Genomic DNA, 17,332 nt, shown 5'->3' with positions numbered 1-17,332 from the left:
ATCCTAGAATGATTAAAGAAATAAAGGCGGCTGCAATGATAAGAAAAGTTGATTTATGTTGAAAAAAAGAAAATCAAATAATTTAGTGCATGAGGTAATAGTAGCTACAATACTAATTTTATATATTTTGTTTTTATGTATGGACTTTTATAATGTAAGATGGTTAATAAGTTCCGATTATATAAAGTACTTATGTATATTACTATGTTTTTTATTATCCATAGTCTCTAATAAAAACTCGATTTTAGATATAGCTAAACATAGAGATATATTTCTACTTAGATTGGGTCTTTTCATAACTGTCATGGCAGATTTGTGCCTGCTTATTTTTGATTTTCATGTTTTAGGTGTAATTCTTTTTTCACTGGTTCAAATTACTTATACTGTGAGATATAGCACTGAAAATCTTAAAACAACACTATTATATTTTTTTATTACATTTCAATGTGTAGTGCTCACTTATTTAATAGCCACTTTATTTATTGAAAAAATTAATATATTAATACCTATTTTATTATTTTATTTTATATGCTTAATTACCAGTGTAAGTAAAGCTATAGCGGCCTTTAAAAACAATTTATACCCATCACCAAGTAAATATATGATAGTCTTTGGCATGATACTTTTTCTTTTATGTGACATATGTGTAGCATTATCTAATGTGACTACAACAGTATACTTTATGATAAGGTTACAGCAAATAACTTGGCTTTTAATTTGGACTTTTTACCTTCCTTCTCAATTGCTATTGGCCTTAAGTGGTACATCCGAAAATAAATCAATAGAATAATTGTTGCATACCTAGCGTATATATTGGTGTGATAGAAATAAATTAGGGGAAGATTTATGGTACTTATAAAAATATCAGAAGTTCCACAAAGTTCAGCGCAACTACTAGAGAGAGTTAGTAGGTCCTGGAAGAGAAAACTTGAAACTGTATCAAAACAAGATACTGCTGTAGTTACACACAGAGGTGAGATAGTTGCGGTATATAAAATTCTAGGTGGGAGGGTTGCTCCTCATTGCCAAGGTAGGATTGAATTTGTGTTAGAAGAAATAGAAAGTGACTTAAAAGGAAGGAAGATAGTAAGCAGAACATCTAATCCTTGTATAATAGTAGAAAAACTGAATTTTAAAGAATCCATTTAACAAGATAAAGCGATTATGTAAAAACATAATCGCTTTATCTTGTTAAATATTATTTTGTTTTCACAGAACTAAACAAATTAGTTACAATATGGATAATTGGCTTTAATAGCTGTAAAATAGTACTAAGAATATCAGTCAATATGGGTATTGTAATACCTATTTGTTGAAGAACATATATCAAAAGGAATATACCAATGGCAATACTTAGTATCCTTCCAATCATTTTAAATACAGCAATACCAAGATAAGCAAGTAATAAAGCTAATGCAAACATAATAATGGTATTCAGATTAATATTTGAAAAATCAACATTCATAAGACACCTCCATTATTAATAAAATTATAACTTAAATACTATGGTTTAGCAAAAGTAAAATTTTGTGGAACTCAAGTAAAAATTATTTAAAAACAAAAAAACACCACATACTAAATACAGTTTCTACTGCAATAGTAAATGGCGGGATTACTGTAACAGGTATTAATAATACAACCAGGAACTTTATTTTTTTTATATATTTCCTTATATATATCCATATACAGCAATTACAGTGTTATTAATCCATTAATAACACTAGTGGCATATCACTGAGTTACATAGTTGTTAAAAGTATTTTAATCCCAACCAGTGATAAAACTGAAGCACCAACGCAAAAAGCAATTAAGATAGAATATAATCTCGACATTTCAGGTATATTTTCGTATTCAGATTTCATCATAAATTGTCCCCATTTCTGCCTCTAAAGGCAATATTACAAAATTCGACATTATGTTTAGTTGATGTAGTTTTCTCCGAAAAAATAACTACTATTAACATAATACTAAACAATTGTTTCATTTATATGTCAATAATGTAAACAATCTATGACTTTTAATGTGTAATGGGGAATGCCATATTTAACTTTAATCTTGCATACTTATAACATTTATGGTATATGCTTATATTAATAAGATTTAGTATATTTATAGGTGGTGATAATTTGGATATTAGACAGCTAATAGAAAAAAACATTGATACTATAAAAAACTTAAGAAAAAAATTAAATATTAACGCAGAACTGTCCTTTAAGGAGATTAAGACTCAAGGCATTATTATCGACTTTTTTAAAAATTTAAATATAGATACAAAGGTGCTGGCAAGGACTGGAGTAGTGGCTACTTTAAATTCAGGAGATAATTGTATTGCTATTAGATCAGATATGGATGCTTTACCTATAAATGGGGTTTCTCATGCTTGCGGTCATGATTATCATATGGCTATTGTTTTAGGGACTGCACTAATACTCAAAAAATTAGGATATGATAAAACTGTAAAATTTATTTTTCAGCCAGGTGAAGAAACAGAAGGTGGAGCTTCACCAATGATAAAAGAGGGTGTACTTGAAGAGCCACGGGTTAATTATATGATTGGATTTCATGTATGGCCTAATGTACTTGTAGGGACAATTGAAGTTGCAAGTGGTGCTTCGATGGCCTCAGTAGATAATTTTCATATGCACTTTATAGGTAAGGGGGGGCATGCCGCCATGCCACATTTATGTAAAAATCCAATATATCCTGCCATAGAATTCATTCAGAGTATGAATATACAATCTAGAATAGAAAATAATCCTTTGGACCCACATATAATTACTTTTGCTTCTATACAATGTGGAAATGTAAATAATGTAATAGCAGAAGAATGTGAGGTTTTAGGTACTGTAAGAACATTTAATAGTGAACTTAGAAATAAATTACATGATGATATATTAAAGAATGCACAGTTATCTGGTGACAAATACGGATGCAAGGTGGGAGTAAAATATGATTTTCAATATCCACCATTAATAAGTAACAAATTACTCACTAATAAATTTGTTGAGATTACGAAAAAACTCATAGGAGCAGATAAGGTTTTACACTTAGAAAAAACCTTTGCTTCAGAGGATTTTGCATTTTTTGCAGAAGCTATTCCATCTGTACATTTTAGACTTGGAATAGAGGATAAGACTAAAGGAATCCATCCCCTTCATTCTCCAGATTTTGATGCCTCAGAAGAAGCAATTTTAAATGGGATTTATATAATAATAAATTTTATAATTTCATTAGAGTACTAAGGTGATATAATATATAAATTAATTTAATGACGAATTAGGAGGAACATATGAAAAATATCTTTAAAACCTTTACAATTATGATTTTAACTTTTGCATTGTTTATCTCTATGCAAACAATAGTTAAGGCTAGCACTTATGGGGACGTGGGGGCTAAAGAAAATGTGATAGTTAGTAAGCAGTGGACAGTGGCTTTTAATAAATCTCTTAGTTCATGAAGGAACTATAAAAGATTATGATAAGAAAATTAAAGCTTAAATATAAGGGATAGGCATAAATGTCTATCCCTTATATATTTTTATTTTCACTTAATAAAATTAAAAAAATGTTAACTAATATGTAAATTTACTAAACTTGCCAATTGTAACGTGGGTGGCACCAATGGATTATAATGGAGGGTCTTAATACCCAGTTTAGCAGCTGCTTCAATATTCACTAAGGTATCATCGATAAATAGGCATTCTTCTGCATTTAGCTTATAAGTATTTAAAAGTTTTGTATAAATTTCAGGTTCAGGTTTTAGAAGATTTTCTTTATAGGAGATTATACCCCCATCAAATTTTTTAAAGAAATTATATTTAGAACAAATTGTTTCAAAAGCTAATGAATGAAAATTTGAAAGCAGGTATAGCTTATAGCCCTTTTCTTTTAGATCATTAATTATTTTTACTGTGCTGTCAATAGGTGTCAATATGTCAATCCAATTATCCATGCATTTCTTAATATGTATTTCATGATCAGGGTTTCTTAGTGTTATTGTATTTACTGCTTGGTCTTGAGTTAATATTCCTCTATCTAGATGAATCCATTCTTCACTCTGAAATATTTCTTTGTAAAGAAGCTTTTCAATGTTACCATCGTTGAAAGTCTTTTTAAGATAATCTATTGGGTTAAATTCTAATAGTACATTTCCTATATCAAAGATTATATTTTTAATCATTTGCTACCTCCATAATAGATTATAATTTTAATTGTAATATAACTAACAAATAAATAGTAACACATATAAAACAGGAATTCAGTATAAATTTAACTATAATTTTCTTTAGTCTAAATAATCTATATATGCAAAATGCAGGAGGTAGTAATAATTAGTATATGATTTTACAGGTTTCATTAGACAATGCCCTATTTTCTACCCAATAAATTCACCATTCAGGAATCTACCTTTATTTTGGATATTTCTATAATCGTCATAATATAGGCCTAAACCATGAAAACGATTACTTTTAAAAGCGCCTTCGTAAATTAATTGTCCGTTATATTTATAATACATTTTTCCATCTCCATCAGCTGCCCCATCTATAAGGTCTCCCACATATATGAAAGTGCCAGCATCTAAAAACTTTTTACTATTTAGAATCTTATAAAGAACTATCTCACAGGTGTTTCTTATAGCCATTGATTCTTTTTCTACAGTTAATAATTGCTGAATTGGTGCAAGGGAAGTACTATTGCCTACACACAAAAGTGATTGCACAAGTGCTAGCCTAAATGCTGCAGAACAATCAAATATATGACTATGCAAGGTATCAAGAACTTCTTGAGTGATTTTACTGCTATTTACATGTGCTATTTTAAAAATTGTATCAGCTGTACCGACTCTAATAGATTTACTATCATGTATGGAGGGAGGATTTGGGTATAATGTATGTAACTCTTGTGAAATCTCATATCCTTTTATCCATTTGAATTTTTTAAACTTTACAATCTCGTCATATTGTTGTAGAGACATGAATCCCCAATTGAGATTCAAAAGCACATTATCCATTGACTTAATTTCATTCATCATAATAATTCATCACTCCTATAATAAATTATAACAATTTTTCAATAAGAATTTTAATAATTAAGTATACTTTTGATTATTCATAAGGATTTTAGAAATAATTACTTTCTAATTGAACTTAGATAAGGAAAAAATACTTATCTATAATTGTATAATTCTATAATCAAATACATTATCCTTCAAAAATAAATAATAATTTTAAAAATTTTTTCTTAAATTTTTATAAAAAAGTATATTGGGTAAAAGAAAGCTAAATATAGTTTATATTCATTACTTACAGGTTTCATTTTTTTGTGATTGGAATGAAATATCATATTGTTGACTTCAAGGCCTGATGAGTGGAATTATTTATTGAGTTTTGTGAAATTGCACAAGTTAAAACCCCATTAATTGATAAAGTTCTTAGGTGGTTTGAGGATTTTATTAAAAATAACTTTATAAAACCGAATTAATAAGATTGAAAGAATGGTATACTTTATGTGTATAGATTAAAATTATAGATCGGGGTGTGAATTTATCTTTGAAAAAACTAATTATTTTAGATCAGGAAACAATAAAAAAAATAAATAAAAAAAATATAATACAGCTTTTATATAAAAAAAATCAACTTACAAAGCAAGAAATATCAAGAGAACTTCATATAAGCATACCTACAGTTATTAGTAATGTGAATGAGATTATTGAGGAGGGGTATTTAGATGAGGCAGGTGTAGCAGAATCCACAGGTGGTAGAAAACCTATTATTGTAAGGTTTTTACCTGAGGCTAAATATTCATTTGGAGTGTCTGTAACTAGTAATAAGATAAGAATTGCATTGGTAAATCTTAAGCTTGTGATAATTAAAGAAGAGGAGTTTGAGATAGTACAAGAATATCAAAGTGTAGATATATTAATGGATAATATTAAAGAACGTATAGATGCAATAGTTGATAGCTTAAAAATACCTAATGAAAAGATAATTGGTATAGGGTTTTCATTACCAGGTACCGTAGATGAAGAAAAGCTTTTTTTGGGAAATGCACCAAATCTAAGATTGAAAAATATAGATTTCCAAAAATATGAGACTAAGTATAATTATAAATTTTATATAGAAAATGAAGCAAATACAGCTGCCTATGCAGAAACTTTCTTGAATTTTGATAATGGTGTAAAAGATATAGTTTTTGTGTCTATAACAGGAGGAATAGGTACAGGAATAATGATAAACGGGAATCTTTATAAGGGACATAATAAGCGTGCTGGAGAGTTTGGTCATATGACTATAGTGAAAGATGGAAAGCAATGTAATTGTGGTAAAAAAGGATGCTGGGAACTATATGCTTCTGAAAAAGCTTTAATAAAACAATATAATTATGAATTTAATACAACAGACAAAAGCATGGGGGAATTCTTTAAACTTACAAGTGTTAATGAGAAAGCAAAAAATATTCTTCATAATTATATAAGTTACCTAGCAGAAGGAATTAAAAATATAATTTTAATAATCGATCCTGAGGAAGTTATAATAGGAGGAAAAATTGCATATTACGAAGAATATTTTAAAGAACTTTTGATAATGAAGGTTTTTGAAGAAAATAGTTTTTACACTAAAGGAGAATGTAAGCTGTCATTTTCAAAATTAAAATCCAATGCATCTATACTAGGGGCAGCTTTAATGACTATGCAAGATATATTTTTTATAAATAAAAAAATAATATAATATTATAGTATATTTAATTAGCAGGCGGCAAAAGACTTGTTGAGCCTGATTTATATGAGTAAATCTAAATAGAATAGTTAAATATATATTTAAGAAGTTGGCGAAATTACTTTAATTTCACCGCTTCTTGTTTTTTTTATCAGTCTGGAACACAATAATTAAACTTTATAAAATAACTTTATAAAATAGCTTTAAAAAGTTTGAAATAAGTGATATGATGTAAATATAGAAAAGTGTAACAGAAAATTTTTAGGAGGTCGTAAAATGGGTGAATTTTTTAAAGATATTCAAAAAGTGAAATATGAGGGAAAACAATCTAAAAATCCATTAGCCTACAAATACTATAATGCAGATGAGGTTATTGATGGAAAGACAATGAAGGAGCATTTACGTTTTGCAGTTGCCTTCTGGCACACTTTTACAGCTAGTGGAAACGACCCATTTGGAATGGCAACTATGCAAAGAAGCTGGGATAATTTGAGTGGAATGGAACTTGCAAAGGCTAGAATGTATGCTAACTTTGAGTTTGCAGAAAAATTAGGAGTAGGATATTTTTGCTTTCATGATAGAGATATTGCACCAGAAGGCGAAGATCTTGCAGAAACTAATAGAAACTTAGATGAAATCGTTTTACTTGCAAAAGAATTATCCCAAAAAACTGGAGTAAAACTTTTATGGGGTACTGCAAATTTATTTAGTAATCCTAGATTTGTGCATGGAGCAGCATCTTCATCCAATGCAGATGTGTTTGCATATGCAGCAGCCCAAACTAAAAAAGCTTTGGAGGTAACAAATTTATTAGGTGGACAGAATTATGTTTTCTGGGGTGGTCGTGAGGGCTATGAAACACTGTTAAATACTGATATGGGGCTTGAACAAGATAACTTGGCTAGATTTTTTCATATGGCTGTGGATTATGCAAGTGAAATTGGATTTACTGGTCAATTTTTAATTGAACCTAAGCCAATGGAGCCAACAAAGCATCAGTATGATTTTGATGTAGCTACAGTACTAGGGTTTTTAAGAAAATATGATTTAGACAAACATTTTAAGATGAATATAGAAGCAAATCATGCTACTTTAGCTGGTCATACTTTTGAACATGAACTTCACTTAGCAAGAGTGAATGGTGTACTAGGAAGTGTAGATGCAAACCAAGGGGATTCAAATCTTGGATGGGACACAGACCAATTTCCTACAGATATTCGCACTGCAACTCTTGCAATGTACGAAGTAATAAAGAATGGCGGACTTCACTGTGGTGGACTTAACTTTGATGCAAAAACGAGAAGAGCATCTTTTGAACCAATAGACTTGTTCTATTCTCATATTGCTGGAATGGATACATTTGCAAAGGGTTTTAAAATAGCTCATAAATTACTAGAAACAGGAGAATTAGAAAACTTCATAGCGGAAAGATACTCAAGCTATAGTGATGGTATAGGAAAAGAGATAGTGGAGAGTAAAGTTGGATTTAATGAACTTGAAAAATATGCTTTAGATAATAAAGCTATAGTAAACAAATCAGGAAGACAAGAGATGCTGGAAGCAATATTGAATAGATATATTCTAGCATAGAAACAATTGATATGTATAGGCAATACTAGGTTGCCTATATATATTATAAAAAGGCTAATGTAAGGGAGGTAAAATATGTATTTCTTAGGAATTGACTTAGGTACTTCTTCAGTAAAAGTAATAGTTATGGATTGTAATGGGAAAGTAATTAACAATGTGTCTAAAAATTATGAAATTAGTTACCCCAACATTGGATGGGCAGAGCAAAATCCTGAGGATTGGTGGTATAGCACAAAAGAATGTATTAAAGAGGTTATTGCCCAAAGTGGTTTGGAATCTGTAGAAATAACTGGGATAGGATTTAGCGGACAAATGCATAGCTTAGTACTTTTAGATAAAGACAATGAAGTACTTATGCCTGCAATTTTATGGTGTGATCAAAGAACGCAAGAAGAATGTGACTATTTAAATGATGTTATAGGAAAGGATAAACTTTCTAAATACACAGGTAATATGGCATTAACTGGTTTTACTGCACCTAAAGTGTTATGGGTTAAAAAACATAGAAGTGATATTTATCATAAAATCGCTAAAATGATGCTTCCAAAAGATTATATAAGATTTAAACTTACAGGTATGTTTGCAACAGATGTGTCTGATGCATCAGGAACTTTAATGTTTGATGTTGAAAATAGAAAATGGTCTAAGGAAATGTTGAATATTTTAGAAATTAAAGAGGAAATTTTACCTAAAGTTTTCGAATCATTTGAGATAACAGGTAAAGTATGTGAAGAAGCAGCAAAGGCTACGGGACTTTGTGAAAAAACAGTGGTGGTTGCAGGTGCTGGAGATCAGGCAGCAGGTGCTGTGGGAACGGGTACAGTTCATAGTGGTATAGTTTCTGTTGCATTAGGGACTTCAGGAGTTGTATTTGCTTGTGACGAAAAGTTTTCCGTAGATAGTGGGAATAGGTTACATTCCTTTTGTCATTCCAATGGAAAATGGCATCAAATGGGGGTTATGCTTTCAGCAGCATCGTCTTTGCAGTGGTGGAATGATAATATAAATATAGATACAAAGACAAATTCTTTTGAAATTTTGCTTTCTGAGGCTGAAAAAACAGCTGTAGGTTGTAAAGGTTTAATTTATTTACCATACCTTATAGGAGAAAGGACGCCTTATAGTGATCCGGATGCCAAGGGTGCTTTTATAGGTTTAAATATAACTCATAAAAGGGGTGACATGACACGTTCTATTCTTGAAGGGGTGTGCTTTGGACTCAGAGATTCATTAGAAATTTTAAAAAGTATGGGTGTAGAAGTAAGAGAGGTAAGAGTAAGTGGAGGTGGTTCAAAAAGTGTACTATGGAAGCAAATTTTAGCAAATGTGTTCAATTTAAAAGTTTGTAGCATAAATTCTAAGGAAGGACCTGCATATGGAGCTTCAATTTTGGCTGCAGTAGGTTGTGGACTCTATGCAAATGTTGAGGAGGCATGCAGTGAACTAATTAATATAACTGAGATTATTGAACCAATAAAAAAAGATGTAGAAAAATATAATGAAATATATAAGGTATATGTATCTCTTTATGGTTGCCTAAAAGATAAATTCAAAGATTTAAGTAAATTAAATTTATACGAGGGGGAATAGAAATGAAAAAAATATTATCGGCATTATTGATATGCGTAATGGTACTAGGACTTACAGCATGTGGTTCAAAAACTTCATCTAAAGATGGAGTAAAATCTAATGGTAAAATTGTGGGGATAGCAATGCCTGAAAAGACATTACAGAGATGGATTAACGATGGAGGTAATATGGTTAAGTCACTTGAAGATTTAGGATATAAGACAGATTTACAATATGCTGACAATAGTGTAGCAAATCAAATATCTCAAATTGAAAATATGATTACCAAAGGTGCAGATGTATTAGTAATTGCTGCAGTTGATGGTACAGCACTTACAGATGTATTAAAACAGGCTCATGATGCAAAAATTCCAGTAATATCTTATGATCGATTGATTACAAAAACTGCATTTATAGATTACTATGCAACCTTCGATAATTTTAAAGTTGGAGTTCTTCAAGGTGGTTATATAGAGAAAACTTTAGAATTAAAAGATGGAAAAGGTCCGTTTAACATTGAATTATTTGCAGGTTCACCAGATGACAATAATGCAAAGTTTTTCTTTGATGGAGCTATGTCAGTCCTACAACCATATATTACTTCAGGTAAATTAGTTGTTAAGAGTGGACAGAAAGAATATTCACAGATTGGTATTTTAGGATGGGATGGTGCTAAGGCACAATCAAGGATGGATAATTTATTAAGCAAAAACTATACTACGACTAAGGTTGACGCAGTATTATGTCCCAATGATGCTATTAGTATTGGGGTATTATCGTCTTTAAAAGGTGTGGGGTATGGATCATCAACTCAAAAGATGCCAATAACTACAGGTCAAGATTGCGAAGTTGCTTCAGTTAAATCTATAATTGCAGGAGAACAAGCATCTTCTGTATTTAAGGATACAAGAGTGCTCGCTGCAAAAGCTGCTGAAATGGCTGATGCTGTTGTTAATGGCAAAAAGCCTACAGTTAATGATACGAAAACATATGACACTGGACTTAAGGTTGTTCCTTCATTCCTATGTGATCCAGTTGTTGTTGATAAATCAAATTATAAAAAGATTTTAGTAGATAGTGGATACATCACTGCTGATAAACTAAAATAAAAAAACAGATAAAGTGATATTTAGTGGTGGGGTTATAGCCACCACTAAATCTATATAAAATGGGAGGAGCTGAATTTCATATGTCGGATATTATTCTTGAAATGAAAAATATTACCAAAACCTTTCCAGGTGTTAAAGCCTTGGATAATGTTAACCTAGAGGTTAAACAAGGTGAGATTCATGCACTAGTTGGAGAGAATGGTGCAGGTAAATCAACACTAATGAAGGTATTAAGTGGAGTATATCCGCATGGAACATATTCTGGAGATATTCTATTTAAGGATAAGCTGTGTGAATTTAAAGATATAAAAAATAGTGAGCATTTAGGAATAGTAATTATTCATCAAGAATTAGCACTAGTACCATCTCTATCTATTGCCGAAAATATATTTCTTGGAAACGAACAAAGTAAAAATGGTGTAGTTGATTGGAATGTGACTAAGAGAAAAACCTGCCAGCTATTAAAAAGGGTAGGCTTAAATGAATCTCCTGATACTCTTATAACTAACATTGGAGTAGGAAAGCAACAGTTGGTTGAAATTGCAAAAGCACTATCTAAAGAAGTTAAATTGCTCATATTGGATGAGCCAACTTCGGCCTTAAATGAAGCTGATAGTGATAACTTGTTAAAGTTAATTGAGGACCTTAAGAGCCATGGAATTACTTCAATTATGATATCTCATAAATTAAATGAAATTAAAAAGATTTCAGACTCAATAACTATACTAAGAGACGGAGCGACTATTGAAACCCTTGATACTCATAAGGATAATATTACAGAAGATAGAATAATTAAAGGCATGGTTGGACGAGAGCTAGTTAATAGATATCCACAAAGAGAACCTAAAATTGGGGATATTATATTTGAAGTGAAGAATTGGAATGTGTACCATCCTGTAGTTATTGATCGTAAAGTTAGTGATAATGTGAATATTGTGATTCACAAAGGGGAAGTTGTAGGAATTGCAGGGCTTATGGGAGCGGGAAGAACAGAGCTTGCCATGAGTATTTTTGGGAAATCTTATGGTAAAAAAATAAGTGGGCAAGTATTCATTAATGATAAAGAAGTACATTTAAATAGTGTAAATAAGGCTATTGAAAGCGGTCTGGCCTATGTCACTGAGGATAGAAAAGAGTACGGACTTATTTTAATAGATCACATAAAAGGAAATACTACTTTGGCAAATTTGAAAAAAATATCTAAATCTGGTGTAATTAATGAAAATGAAGAAATTCTAGCAGCAGAAGATTTACGTAAAAGACTAAACATAAAATGTTCAGGGATACTTCAAAAAACAGGTAATCTAAGTGGTGGAAATCAGCAAAAGGTAATTTTGGCTAAGTGGATTTTTGCAGAGCCTGAGGTGCTAATTTTGGATGAACCCACTAGAGGTATTGATGTAGGTGCAAAATATGAAATATATACTATAATCAATAAATTAGCAGCAGAAGAAAAGGGTGTAATGGTTATTTCTTCAGAACTTCCGGAATTACTGGGAATTTGCGATAGAATATATGTTATGAACGAAGGGAAAATACTAGGAGAAATAAGTGCTAAGGATGCATCCCAGGAGAAAATCATGAAAATGATATTAAACAAAGGGCAGGAGGGTTAATAATGAAAGCTTTAATTAAAACATTCAAGGAAAATGTAACTCAATACAGCATGATAATTGCACTAGTAGGAATTATGATATATTTTCAGATTGCAACAGGTGGCATTTTGTTAAAACCTGTAAATATTACTAATTTAATATTGCAGAATAGTTATATATTAATTTTAGCAATTGGTATGTTACTTGTAATAGTTGCTTTTCATATTGATTTATCGGTAGGCTCAGTAGCAGCTGTAATTGGAGCTCTTGCTGGAATGATGATAATTAACAATAATATGTCTATTCCACTTGGAATTATAGTTCTATTAATTATCGGTGCTATTATAGGAGCTTGGCAAGGATTTTGGATTGCTTATGTAAGAATACCAGCCTTTATAACTACCCTTGCAGGAATGATGGTATTTAGAGGTTTAACCTATGTTTCATTAAACGGTACTTCCATTGCACCTTTTCCTAAATCATTTCAATTGATGAGTACTGGTTTTATTCCAGATTTATTTAATGGTAATGAAATTCATATTACAACTATAGTAATTGGGTTAATTTTAACAGTTTTATATATAATATCTGAAATAAAAAAAAGAAATACTCAAAAAAAATACAATTTTGAGGTTACGAGTCCAGTAGTATTAGGTATTAAAATGGTTACAATTATAATTATTATAAATGGATTTTGTTATATAATGGCTAAATATAGAGGATTACCTAATGTTTTAGTTCTATTAGCAATTTTAGTAGCTTTCTATACTTTTATAACTACAAAAACTACTCTTGGAAGACATATTTATGCCCTTGGAGGAAACGAAAAAGCAGCAAGACTTTCTGGTGTAAAAACAAAATGGATTGTATTCTTGGTATTTGTTAATATGGGAGTACTGAGTGCTCTTGCAGGATTAGTTTTTGCTGCAAGACTTAATTCAGCAACACCGAATGCAGGGGTTGGTTTTGAGCTAGATGCAATTGCTGCTTGCTTTATTGGAGGAGCATCAACTGCTGGTGGTATCGGTACAATTATGGGAGCTATGATTGGTGGTATTTTTATGGGAGTTATGAATAACGGAATGTCACTTATGGGAGTAGGGATTGACTGGCAACAGACAATTAAAGGGCTGGTATTATTATTTGCTGTAGCATTTGATGTATATTCAAAATCAAAAAATGCATAAATAAATATATGAAATATTTTAGGCCAAAGGGGGATATGTTTATGTCACCAACTAACATTATATTAGGAATTATGGTTGTAGCATTGGGTATATGTGCCATTGCGTATAACAAATATCCTGGTAAAGAAATTTCTTATGAAAATGCAAGGAAACGATGTAGTACAGTAAATGAAAGAAGAGTAACCTTGTTTGATGGAATATTTTGTATAATATTTGGTGTAGCATATGCATCACTGGGGATGATTTTTTTAGCAATATTAATTATTGGTTATTATCCTGTAAGAACAATATTTCTAAAACTTAGGTTTATATAAAATGTCAATGAGAAAAAACAGTAGATATATAAAATATCTACTGTTTTTGTAGTATAGTGCTTGTTTTAAATGTAGGCATGAGGAGAAATAAATTAACTTTTAAGTGTTGGACAATGAAAACGTGTTATAATTATATCCCTAGTTATAAAAAAAACAAATAAATAAAGTGTTAGTTTATATAATACCTTTTTTAAGGTTATTTGTTTAAAGATTAAAATGGAGGAAGTATATATGGAACAGAAGAAAAGAAAAACAAAAGTTTTAAGACCTAAATTTGATAGTGATTTAGATATTATAGAGCTATCTAAGGAGAATATTGAGGATGAAAGTGAGTTTTCTTTTGGAACAGTTAGTGATTGTTTTTTAGAAAATCATAAAGCAGATAGAGTGTCTTTTAAACAAGTAATATTTACAAAAGTTACTTTTAATAAAATAACTTTCAGACGTGTAGAAATGGTAGATGTGAGATTCGAAAATTGTGATTTATCAAATGTAGATTTTAATGAGGCATCACTCCATAAAGTAGAATTTGTAAATTGCAAAATTATTGGTATTAATTTAAATGAAGCCACTTTGAGAGATGTGATTTTTGAAAACTGTAATGGCCAGTTTGCTTTTTTTAGTTATTCTAATTCGAAGCAAGTTGCATTCCTTCAATGTCTATTACGTTCTTCAGATTTTCAAAATTCAAAGTTTTTAAAAGTAGAATTTCAAGAGTCTGATCTGACTCAGTCTCAAATGAATTTTACAAGTCTTAAAGGAATAGATTTTACTAGTTGTGACATTGAAGGTATAGGAGTAAATATCGCTGATGTTAAGGGCGCAAAAGTTACTACTATACAAGCTATTTCCCTTTCGGCTATACTAGGCCTTATTATTATATAAAATTTAATATGAAATTCATCTATCTTCTTATCTTAGGATAAGAAGATTTTTTTGCAAATAAATATAAAAATTCTTAAATTAAGAGGTACAGTTGTAAGAATATTCATATAATATCAGAAGGAGAGGATAAAAATGAAAAAGATAGCTCAAAGTCATATGTTATTGGGTAAAAAAGGATATAAGAGCCTTTTTAAGATTACAACTTTATTGCTTATTTTTATATTTTTATTTGTAGCATGTAACAACAAAAGTGGTGAAATTAAACGGGTAGATGGTCAGAAGTGGAAATCAGATTCTAAGCTTAAAAAGAGCATTTTTCTAGAAAATTATGATAAAAATAATACACTTGGAGATTTAGAGTTGTATGGTATTGAGGTTAATGTTCCCAAGGATTCTTTTCCTAAAGGAACAAAGCTCATCATTTCAAAGATTACAGATGTTGTAGAATATAGTAGTAAGGGCATGACTCCATCTGGATCTCCTTTTGAATTTAAAATTGAAGGTGAAGAACACAGGAGCAATATGCCTCTACTTGTTAAGATTGCTATTGATAAAGAGGCTTTAAAAGATCTGAAGGAATACCAGGGATTCAAAGGTGTTCATTATACTAAAGAAACTGGATGGACATATACAAATCCTGTAGAGGTTAATGTTAAAGCAGGCTATGTTGCTTTCAATATTTACAATAATCCATTATGGGGTACAGCGCAGCTTACAGAGGAAGAGCGAAAAGCAGAGTTTATAAAAGATAAGGCTTTAAAGAGCTGGGGTGAGTCGCAGCTTGAAGGAGAAGTTAGGGCTAATACTCGTGATATGATCGAAAGTATTTTAGTTAGTCAATTTAATGCAAAAAATAAATCGGAAATAAATAAAATTGCAGAAGAAGTAATGAAGGAACTAAAATACGGAAATTTAGAATACGGTAAACTGGCTAGTGACTTAGTAAATAAAGATTTCAAATCCTATACTGCTAATGTAGCTACAATGATTGGTAAAACCTTTGCAGATAGTAAGGAAGCAGGCACATTGTCAACCGTATTTGGTCAAACGGGCACGGTAGCAGCTGCAGCGGGACATCTATGGGAAGGTGATTATAGTGGAGCAGGGATGAAAATTGCAGAGGCCATTTCAGAAAACTCTCCAGTTTACAAAGTAGCAAAGGTAGCGGTAGATGTTATTGATATGAAAATAGGAAACTGGAAAAATGATGGTATTGAAGAGGCCTATAAAGCATTTAAAGAGGGCTCAAATGACTATATTCTTTTTGGTTATGATGTTGACCCTGAAAATTTTGAGGATGTTTGGAATCAGATGAGAGGTGTGGCAAGGCAGATAGAGATGGATGCAGTAAAGAGATATGCAAATTCCATAGGAGTAGATGAGGGAAGTCTTTCAGCAGAAAAAATTTCTATGATTGTGCAAAAGGTGAAACTAACACTGAAGGAGCAATTTACAAATAGGAGTAAACAAGAAAAGGAAATAGCACAGGCAGAAGAAAATCAAAAGGAAATTATTAAACAGTTTGAACAGTGGAACCTTCTAAAAAAGGGAAGTTCTTGGTATCCAGTAGATAGCAGTATTGAGCAGATTCTTGAAAGGATGTACAATCAGATAAAAAGAATTCAGAAGGAAACAGGAAGATTTGATTTGGTGTATAAAAACGGAGACTTACAGGATCAAGGCAGAGGACTAGACAATATAGGTAAGCTTAAGGAGGGAGAGATGCTGGTATCAGATCTTGCAAAGTTGATTAATACCAGATATGTATACGGAGAAGAAGTATATCAGAAGCTACTTAAAGAGATGGGTTATGCACCAAAGGTTAAATTAGAGGTGGGTACTTATACAGGAGTTATAATAATAACGGAGGCACCAATTATAGAATATGCAGAAAAGGGACTTAAAAATCCTGAATCTGTTCCTGAAATCAAGGGACCTGATGGAAAAACCTGTGAAGAACTAGACTTTAGCACTGTTGAAAATCAAAAGCAAATTAGAGAAGTAATCAATAAGGCGAAAAACGTAATTGGTAAAGAAGTACCGCTGACAATTGTTATTACCAAAGGAGCATCCGAGAGTGAATTTAAAGCAACACTTAAAGCAGACTATAAAAGTGCTTTCCCAGAATATGAATGTGAGGAAAGCGAGAATCAGATATACAAGGTAAAATATAAGGAAGGAAAAGTAACACTTACAAGAACAGACGAAGAAAGTCAATCGGTAACAACATTTGAAGGTAATGTTAATTTATTAGATATAACAGGAAGTTTTATGATAAGCTCTAGTCATATTCAATATACTGAACTTACCTCTACAGATGCCATGCTATCTGGCATATGGAAAGTTAAAAAGACTAAGTAAAAAAGGG

General features: G+C 31.0%; 17 protein-coding genes. 13 read left to right on the top strand and 4 right to left on the bottom strand.

What is annotated here, in order from left to right:
* Positions 1-55: 55 nt before the first annotated feature.
* Together ACREVU_RS12015 and ACREVU_RS12010 are read left to right on the top strand one after the other, a co-directional pair.
* Positions 56-790: a lysoplasmalogenase family protein gene (locus ACREVU_RS12015; RefSeq protein ID WP_431551838.1), complete on the top strand. Its 735-nt coding sequence runs from the start codon at positions 56-58 to the stop codon at positions 788-790.
* A 56-nt stretch (positions 791-846) separates the two neighbouring features.
* The gene (locus ACREVU_RS12010) at positions 847-1,149 is read left to right on the top strand and encodes a hypothetical protein (protein WP_431551837.1); all 303 of its coding nucleotides are present in this window, start codon (positions 847-849) and stop codon (positions 1,147-1,149) included.
* A gap of 49 nt (positions 1,150-1,198) precedes the next feature.
* Here the strand turns inward: ACREVU_RS12010 and ACREVU_RS12005 are convergent, their stop codons facing one another.
* The gene (locus tag ACREVU_RS12005; protein ID WP_431551836.1) at positions 1,199-1,465 is read right to left on the bottom strand and encodes a hypothetical protein; all 267 of its coding nucleotides are present in this window, start codon (positions 1,463-1,465) and stop codon (positions 1,199-1,201) included.
* Between the two features lie 274 nt (positions 1,466-1,739).
* Complete coding sequence (locus tag ACREVU_RS12000; protein WP_431551835.1) at positions 1,740-1,865, bottom strand: hypothetical protein; 126 nt, start codon at positions 1,863-1,865, stop codon at positions 1,740-1,742.
* Positions 1,866-2,126: 261 nt separating this feature from the next.
* Between ACREVU_RS12000 and ACREVU_RS11995 the strand changes: the two genes are divergently transcribed.
* Both ACREVU_RS11995 and ACREVU_RS11990 read left to right on the top strand, forming a co-directional pair.
* Positions 2,127-3,242, top strand: a complete 1,116-nt coding sequence (locus ACREVU_RS11995) for a M20 metallopeptidase family protein (protein ID WP_431551834.1) — start codon at positions 2,127-2,129, stop codon at positions 3,240-3,242.
* Between the two features lie 47 nt (positions 3,243-3,289).
* Complete coding sequence (locus tag ACREVU_RS11990; protein WP_431551833.1) at positions 3,290-3,457, top strand: hypothetical protein; 168 nt, start codon at positions 3,290-3,292, stop codon at positions 3,455-3,457.
* 110 nt (positions 3,458-3,567) lie between these two features.
* Here the strand turns inward: ACREVU_RS11990 and ACREVU_RS11985 are convergent, their stop codons facing one another.
* Together ACREVU_RS11985 and ACREVU_RS11980 are read right to left on the bottom strand one after the other, a co-directional pair.
* The gene (locus ACREVU_RS11985) at positions 3,568-4,179 is read right to left on the bottom strand and encodes an HAD family hydrolase (RefSeq protein ID WP_431551832.1); all 612 of its coding nucleotides are present in this window, start codon (positions 4,177-4,179) and stop codon (positions 3,568-3,570) included.
* A 195-nt stretch (positions 4,180-4,374) separates the two neighbouring features.
* Complete coding sequence (locus tag ACREVU_RS11980) at positions 4,375-5,031, bottom strand: toxin-antitoxin system YwqK family antitoxin (RefSeq protein WP_431551831.1); 657 nt, start codon at positions 5,029-5,031, stop codon at positions 4,375-4,377.
* A 517-nt stretch (positions 5,032-5,548) separates the two neighbouring features.
* Here ACREVU_RS11980 and ACREVU_RS11975 point away from each other — a divergent pair.
* From ACREVU_RS11975 to ACREVU_RS11935, 9 genes are all read left to right on the top strand, one after another.
* A complete protein-coding gene (locus ACREVU_RS11975; protein WP_431551830.1) occupies positions 5,549-6,727 on the top strand; it encodes an ROK family transcriptional regulator in 1,179 nt (392 codons plus the stop codon).
* Positions 6,728-6,991: 264 nt separating this feature from the next.
* On the top strand, positions 6,992-8,305 hold the full coding sequence (xylA, locus tag ACREVU_RS11970) for a xylose isomerase (RefSeq protein WP_431551829.1): 1,314 nt from the start codon (positions 6,992-6,994) through the stop codon (positions 8,303-8,305).
* Between the two features lie 75 nt (positions 8,306-8,380).
* Positions 8,381-9,895, top strand: a complete 1,515-nt coding sequence (gene xylB / locus ACREVU_RS11965) for a xylulokinase (RefSeq protein ID WP_431551828.1) — start codon at positions 8,381-8,383, stop codon at positions 9,893-9,895.
* A 2-nt stretch (positions 9,896-9,897) separates the two neighbouring features.
* The gene (gene chvE, locus ACREVU_RS11960) at positions 9,898-10,983 is read left to right on the top strand and encodes a multiple monosaccharide ABC transporter substrate-binding protein (protein ID WP_431551827.1); all 1,086 of its coding nucleotides are present in this window, start codon (positions 9,898-9,900) and stop codon (positions 10,981-10,983) included.
* Positions 10,984-11,063: 80 nt separating this feature from the next.
* Complete coding sequence (mmsA, locus tag ACREVU_RS11955; RefSeq protein ID WP_431551892.1) at positions 11,064-12,599, top strand: multiple monosaccharide ABC transporter ATP-binding protein; 1,536 nt, start codon at positions 11,064-11,066, stop codon at positions 12,597-12,599.
* Positions 12,600-12,601: 2 nt separating this feature from the next.
* The gene (mmsB, locus tag ACREVU_RS11950) at positions 12,602-13,765 is read left to right on the top strand and encodes a multiple monosaccharide ABC transporter permease (RefSeq protein WP_431551826.1); all 1,164 of its coding nucleotides are present in this window, start codon (positions 12,602-12,604) and stop codon (positions 13,763-13,765) included.
* Between the two features lie 41 nt (positions 13,766-13,806).
* Positions 13,807-14,079 (top strand): hypothetical protein, encoded by a 273-nt coding sequence (locus ACREVU_RS11945; protein WP_431551825.1) that lies wholly within the window; start codon positions 13,807-13,809, stop codon positions 14,077-14,079.
* A gap of 231 nt (positions 14,080-14,310) precedes the next feature.
* On the top strand, positions 14,311-14,964 hold the full coding sequence (locus tag ACREVU_RS11940; protein ID WP_431551824.1) for a pentapeptide repeat-containing protein: 654 nt from the start codon (positions 14,311-14,313) through the stop codon (positions 14,962-14,964).
* Between the two features lie 132 nt (positions 14,965-15,096).
* The gene (locus tag ACREVU_RS11935) at positions 15,097-17,325 is read left to right on the top strand and encodes a hypothetical protein (protein ID WP_431551823.1); all 2,229 of its coding nucleotides are present in this window, start codon (positions 15,097-15,099) and stop codon (positions 17,323-17,325) included.
* The last annotated feature ends 7 nt before the right edge of the window (positions 17,326-17,332 follow it).

The sequence above is a fragment of the Clostridium sp. genome, from assembly GCF_050717535.1.
Lineage (GTDB): Bacteria > Bacillota > Clostridia > Clostridiales > Clostridiaceae > Clostridium_AD.
The sequence above is the reverse complement of the archived record's forward strand: the minus strand, read 5'-3'. Positions and strand labels throughout refer to the sequence as shown.

Coding starts and splice junctions, on each gene's coding strand:
- ACREVU_RS12015 (WP_431551838.1), top strand. CDS start 56: ATGTTGAAAAAAAGAAAATCAAATAATTTAGTGCATGAGGTAATAGTA.
- ACREVU_RS12010 (WP_431551837.1), top strand. CDS start 847: ATGGTACTTATAAAAATATCAGAAGTTCCACAAAGTTCAGCGCAACTA.
- ACREVU_RS12005 (WP_431551836.1), bottom strand. CDS start 1,465: ATGAATGTTGATTTTTCAAATATTAATCTGAATACCATTATTATGTTT.
- ACREVU_RS12000 (WP_431551835.1), bottom strand. CDS start 1,865: ATGATGAAATCTGAATACGAAAATATACCTGAAATGTCGAGATTATAT.
- ACREVU_RS11990 (WP_431551833.1), top strand. CDS start 3,290: ATGAAAAATATCTTTAAAACCTTTACAATTATGATTTTAACTTTTGCA.
- ACREVU_RS11985 (WP_431551832.1), bottom strand. CDS start 4,179: ATGATTAAAAATATAATCTTTGATATAGGAAATGTACTATTAGAATTT.
- ACREVU_RS11980 (WP_431551831.1), bottom strand. CDS start 5,031: ATGATGAATGAAATTAAGTCAATGGATAATGTGCTTTTGAATCTCAAT.
- xylA (WP_431551829.1), top strand. CDS start 6,992: ATGGGTGAATTTTTTAAAGATATTCAAAAAGTGAAATATGAGGGAAAA.
- xylB (WP_431551828.1), top strand. CDS start 8,381: ATGTATTTCTTAGGAATTGACTTAGGTACTTCTTCAGTAAAAGTAATA.
- chvE (WP_431551827.1), top strand. CDS start 9,898: ATGAAAAAAATATTATCGGCATTATTGATATGCGTAATGGTACTAGGA.
- mmsA (WP_431551892.1), top strand. CDS start 11,064: ATGTCGGATATTATTCTTGAAATGAAAAATATTACCAAAACCTTTCCA.
- mmsB (WP_431551826.1), top strand. CDS start 12,602: ATGAAAGCTTTAATTAAAACATTCAAGGAAAATGTAACTCAATACAGC.
- ACREVU_RS11945 (WP_431551825.1), top strand. CDS start 13,807: ATGTCACCAACTAACATTATATTAGGAATTATGGTTGTAGCATTGGGT.
- ACREVU_RS11940 (WP_431551824.1), top strand. CDS start 14,311: ATGGAACAGAAGAAAAGAAAAACAAAAGTTTTAAGACCTAAATTTGAT.
- ACREVU_RS11935 (WP_431551823.1), top strand. CDS start 15,097: ATGAAAAAGATAGCTCAAAGTCATATGTTATTGGGTAAAAAAGGATAT.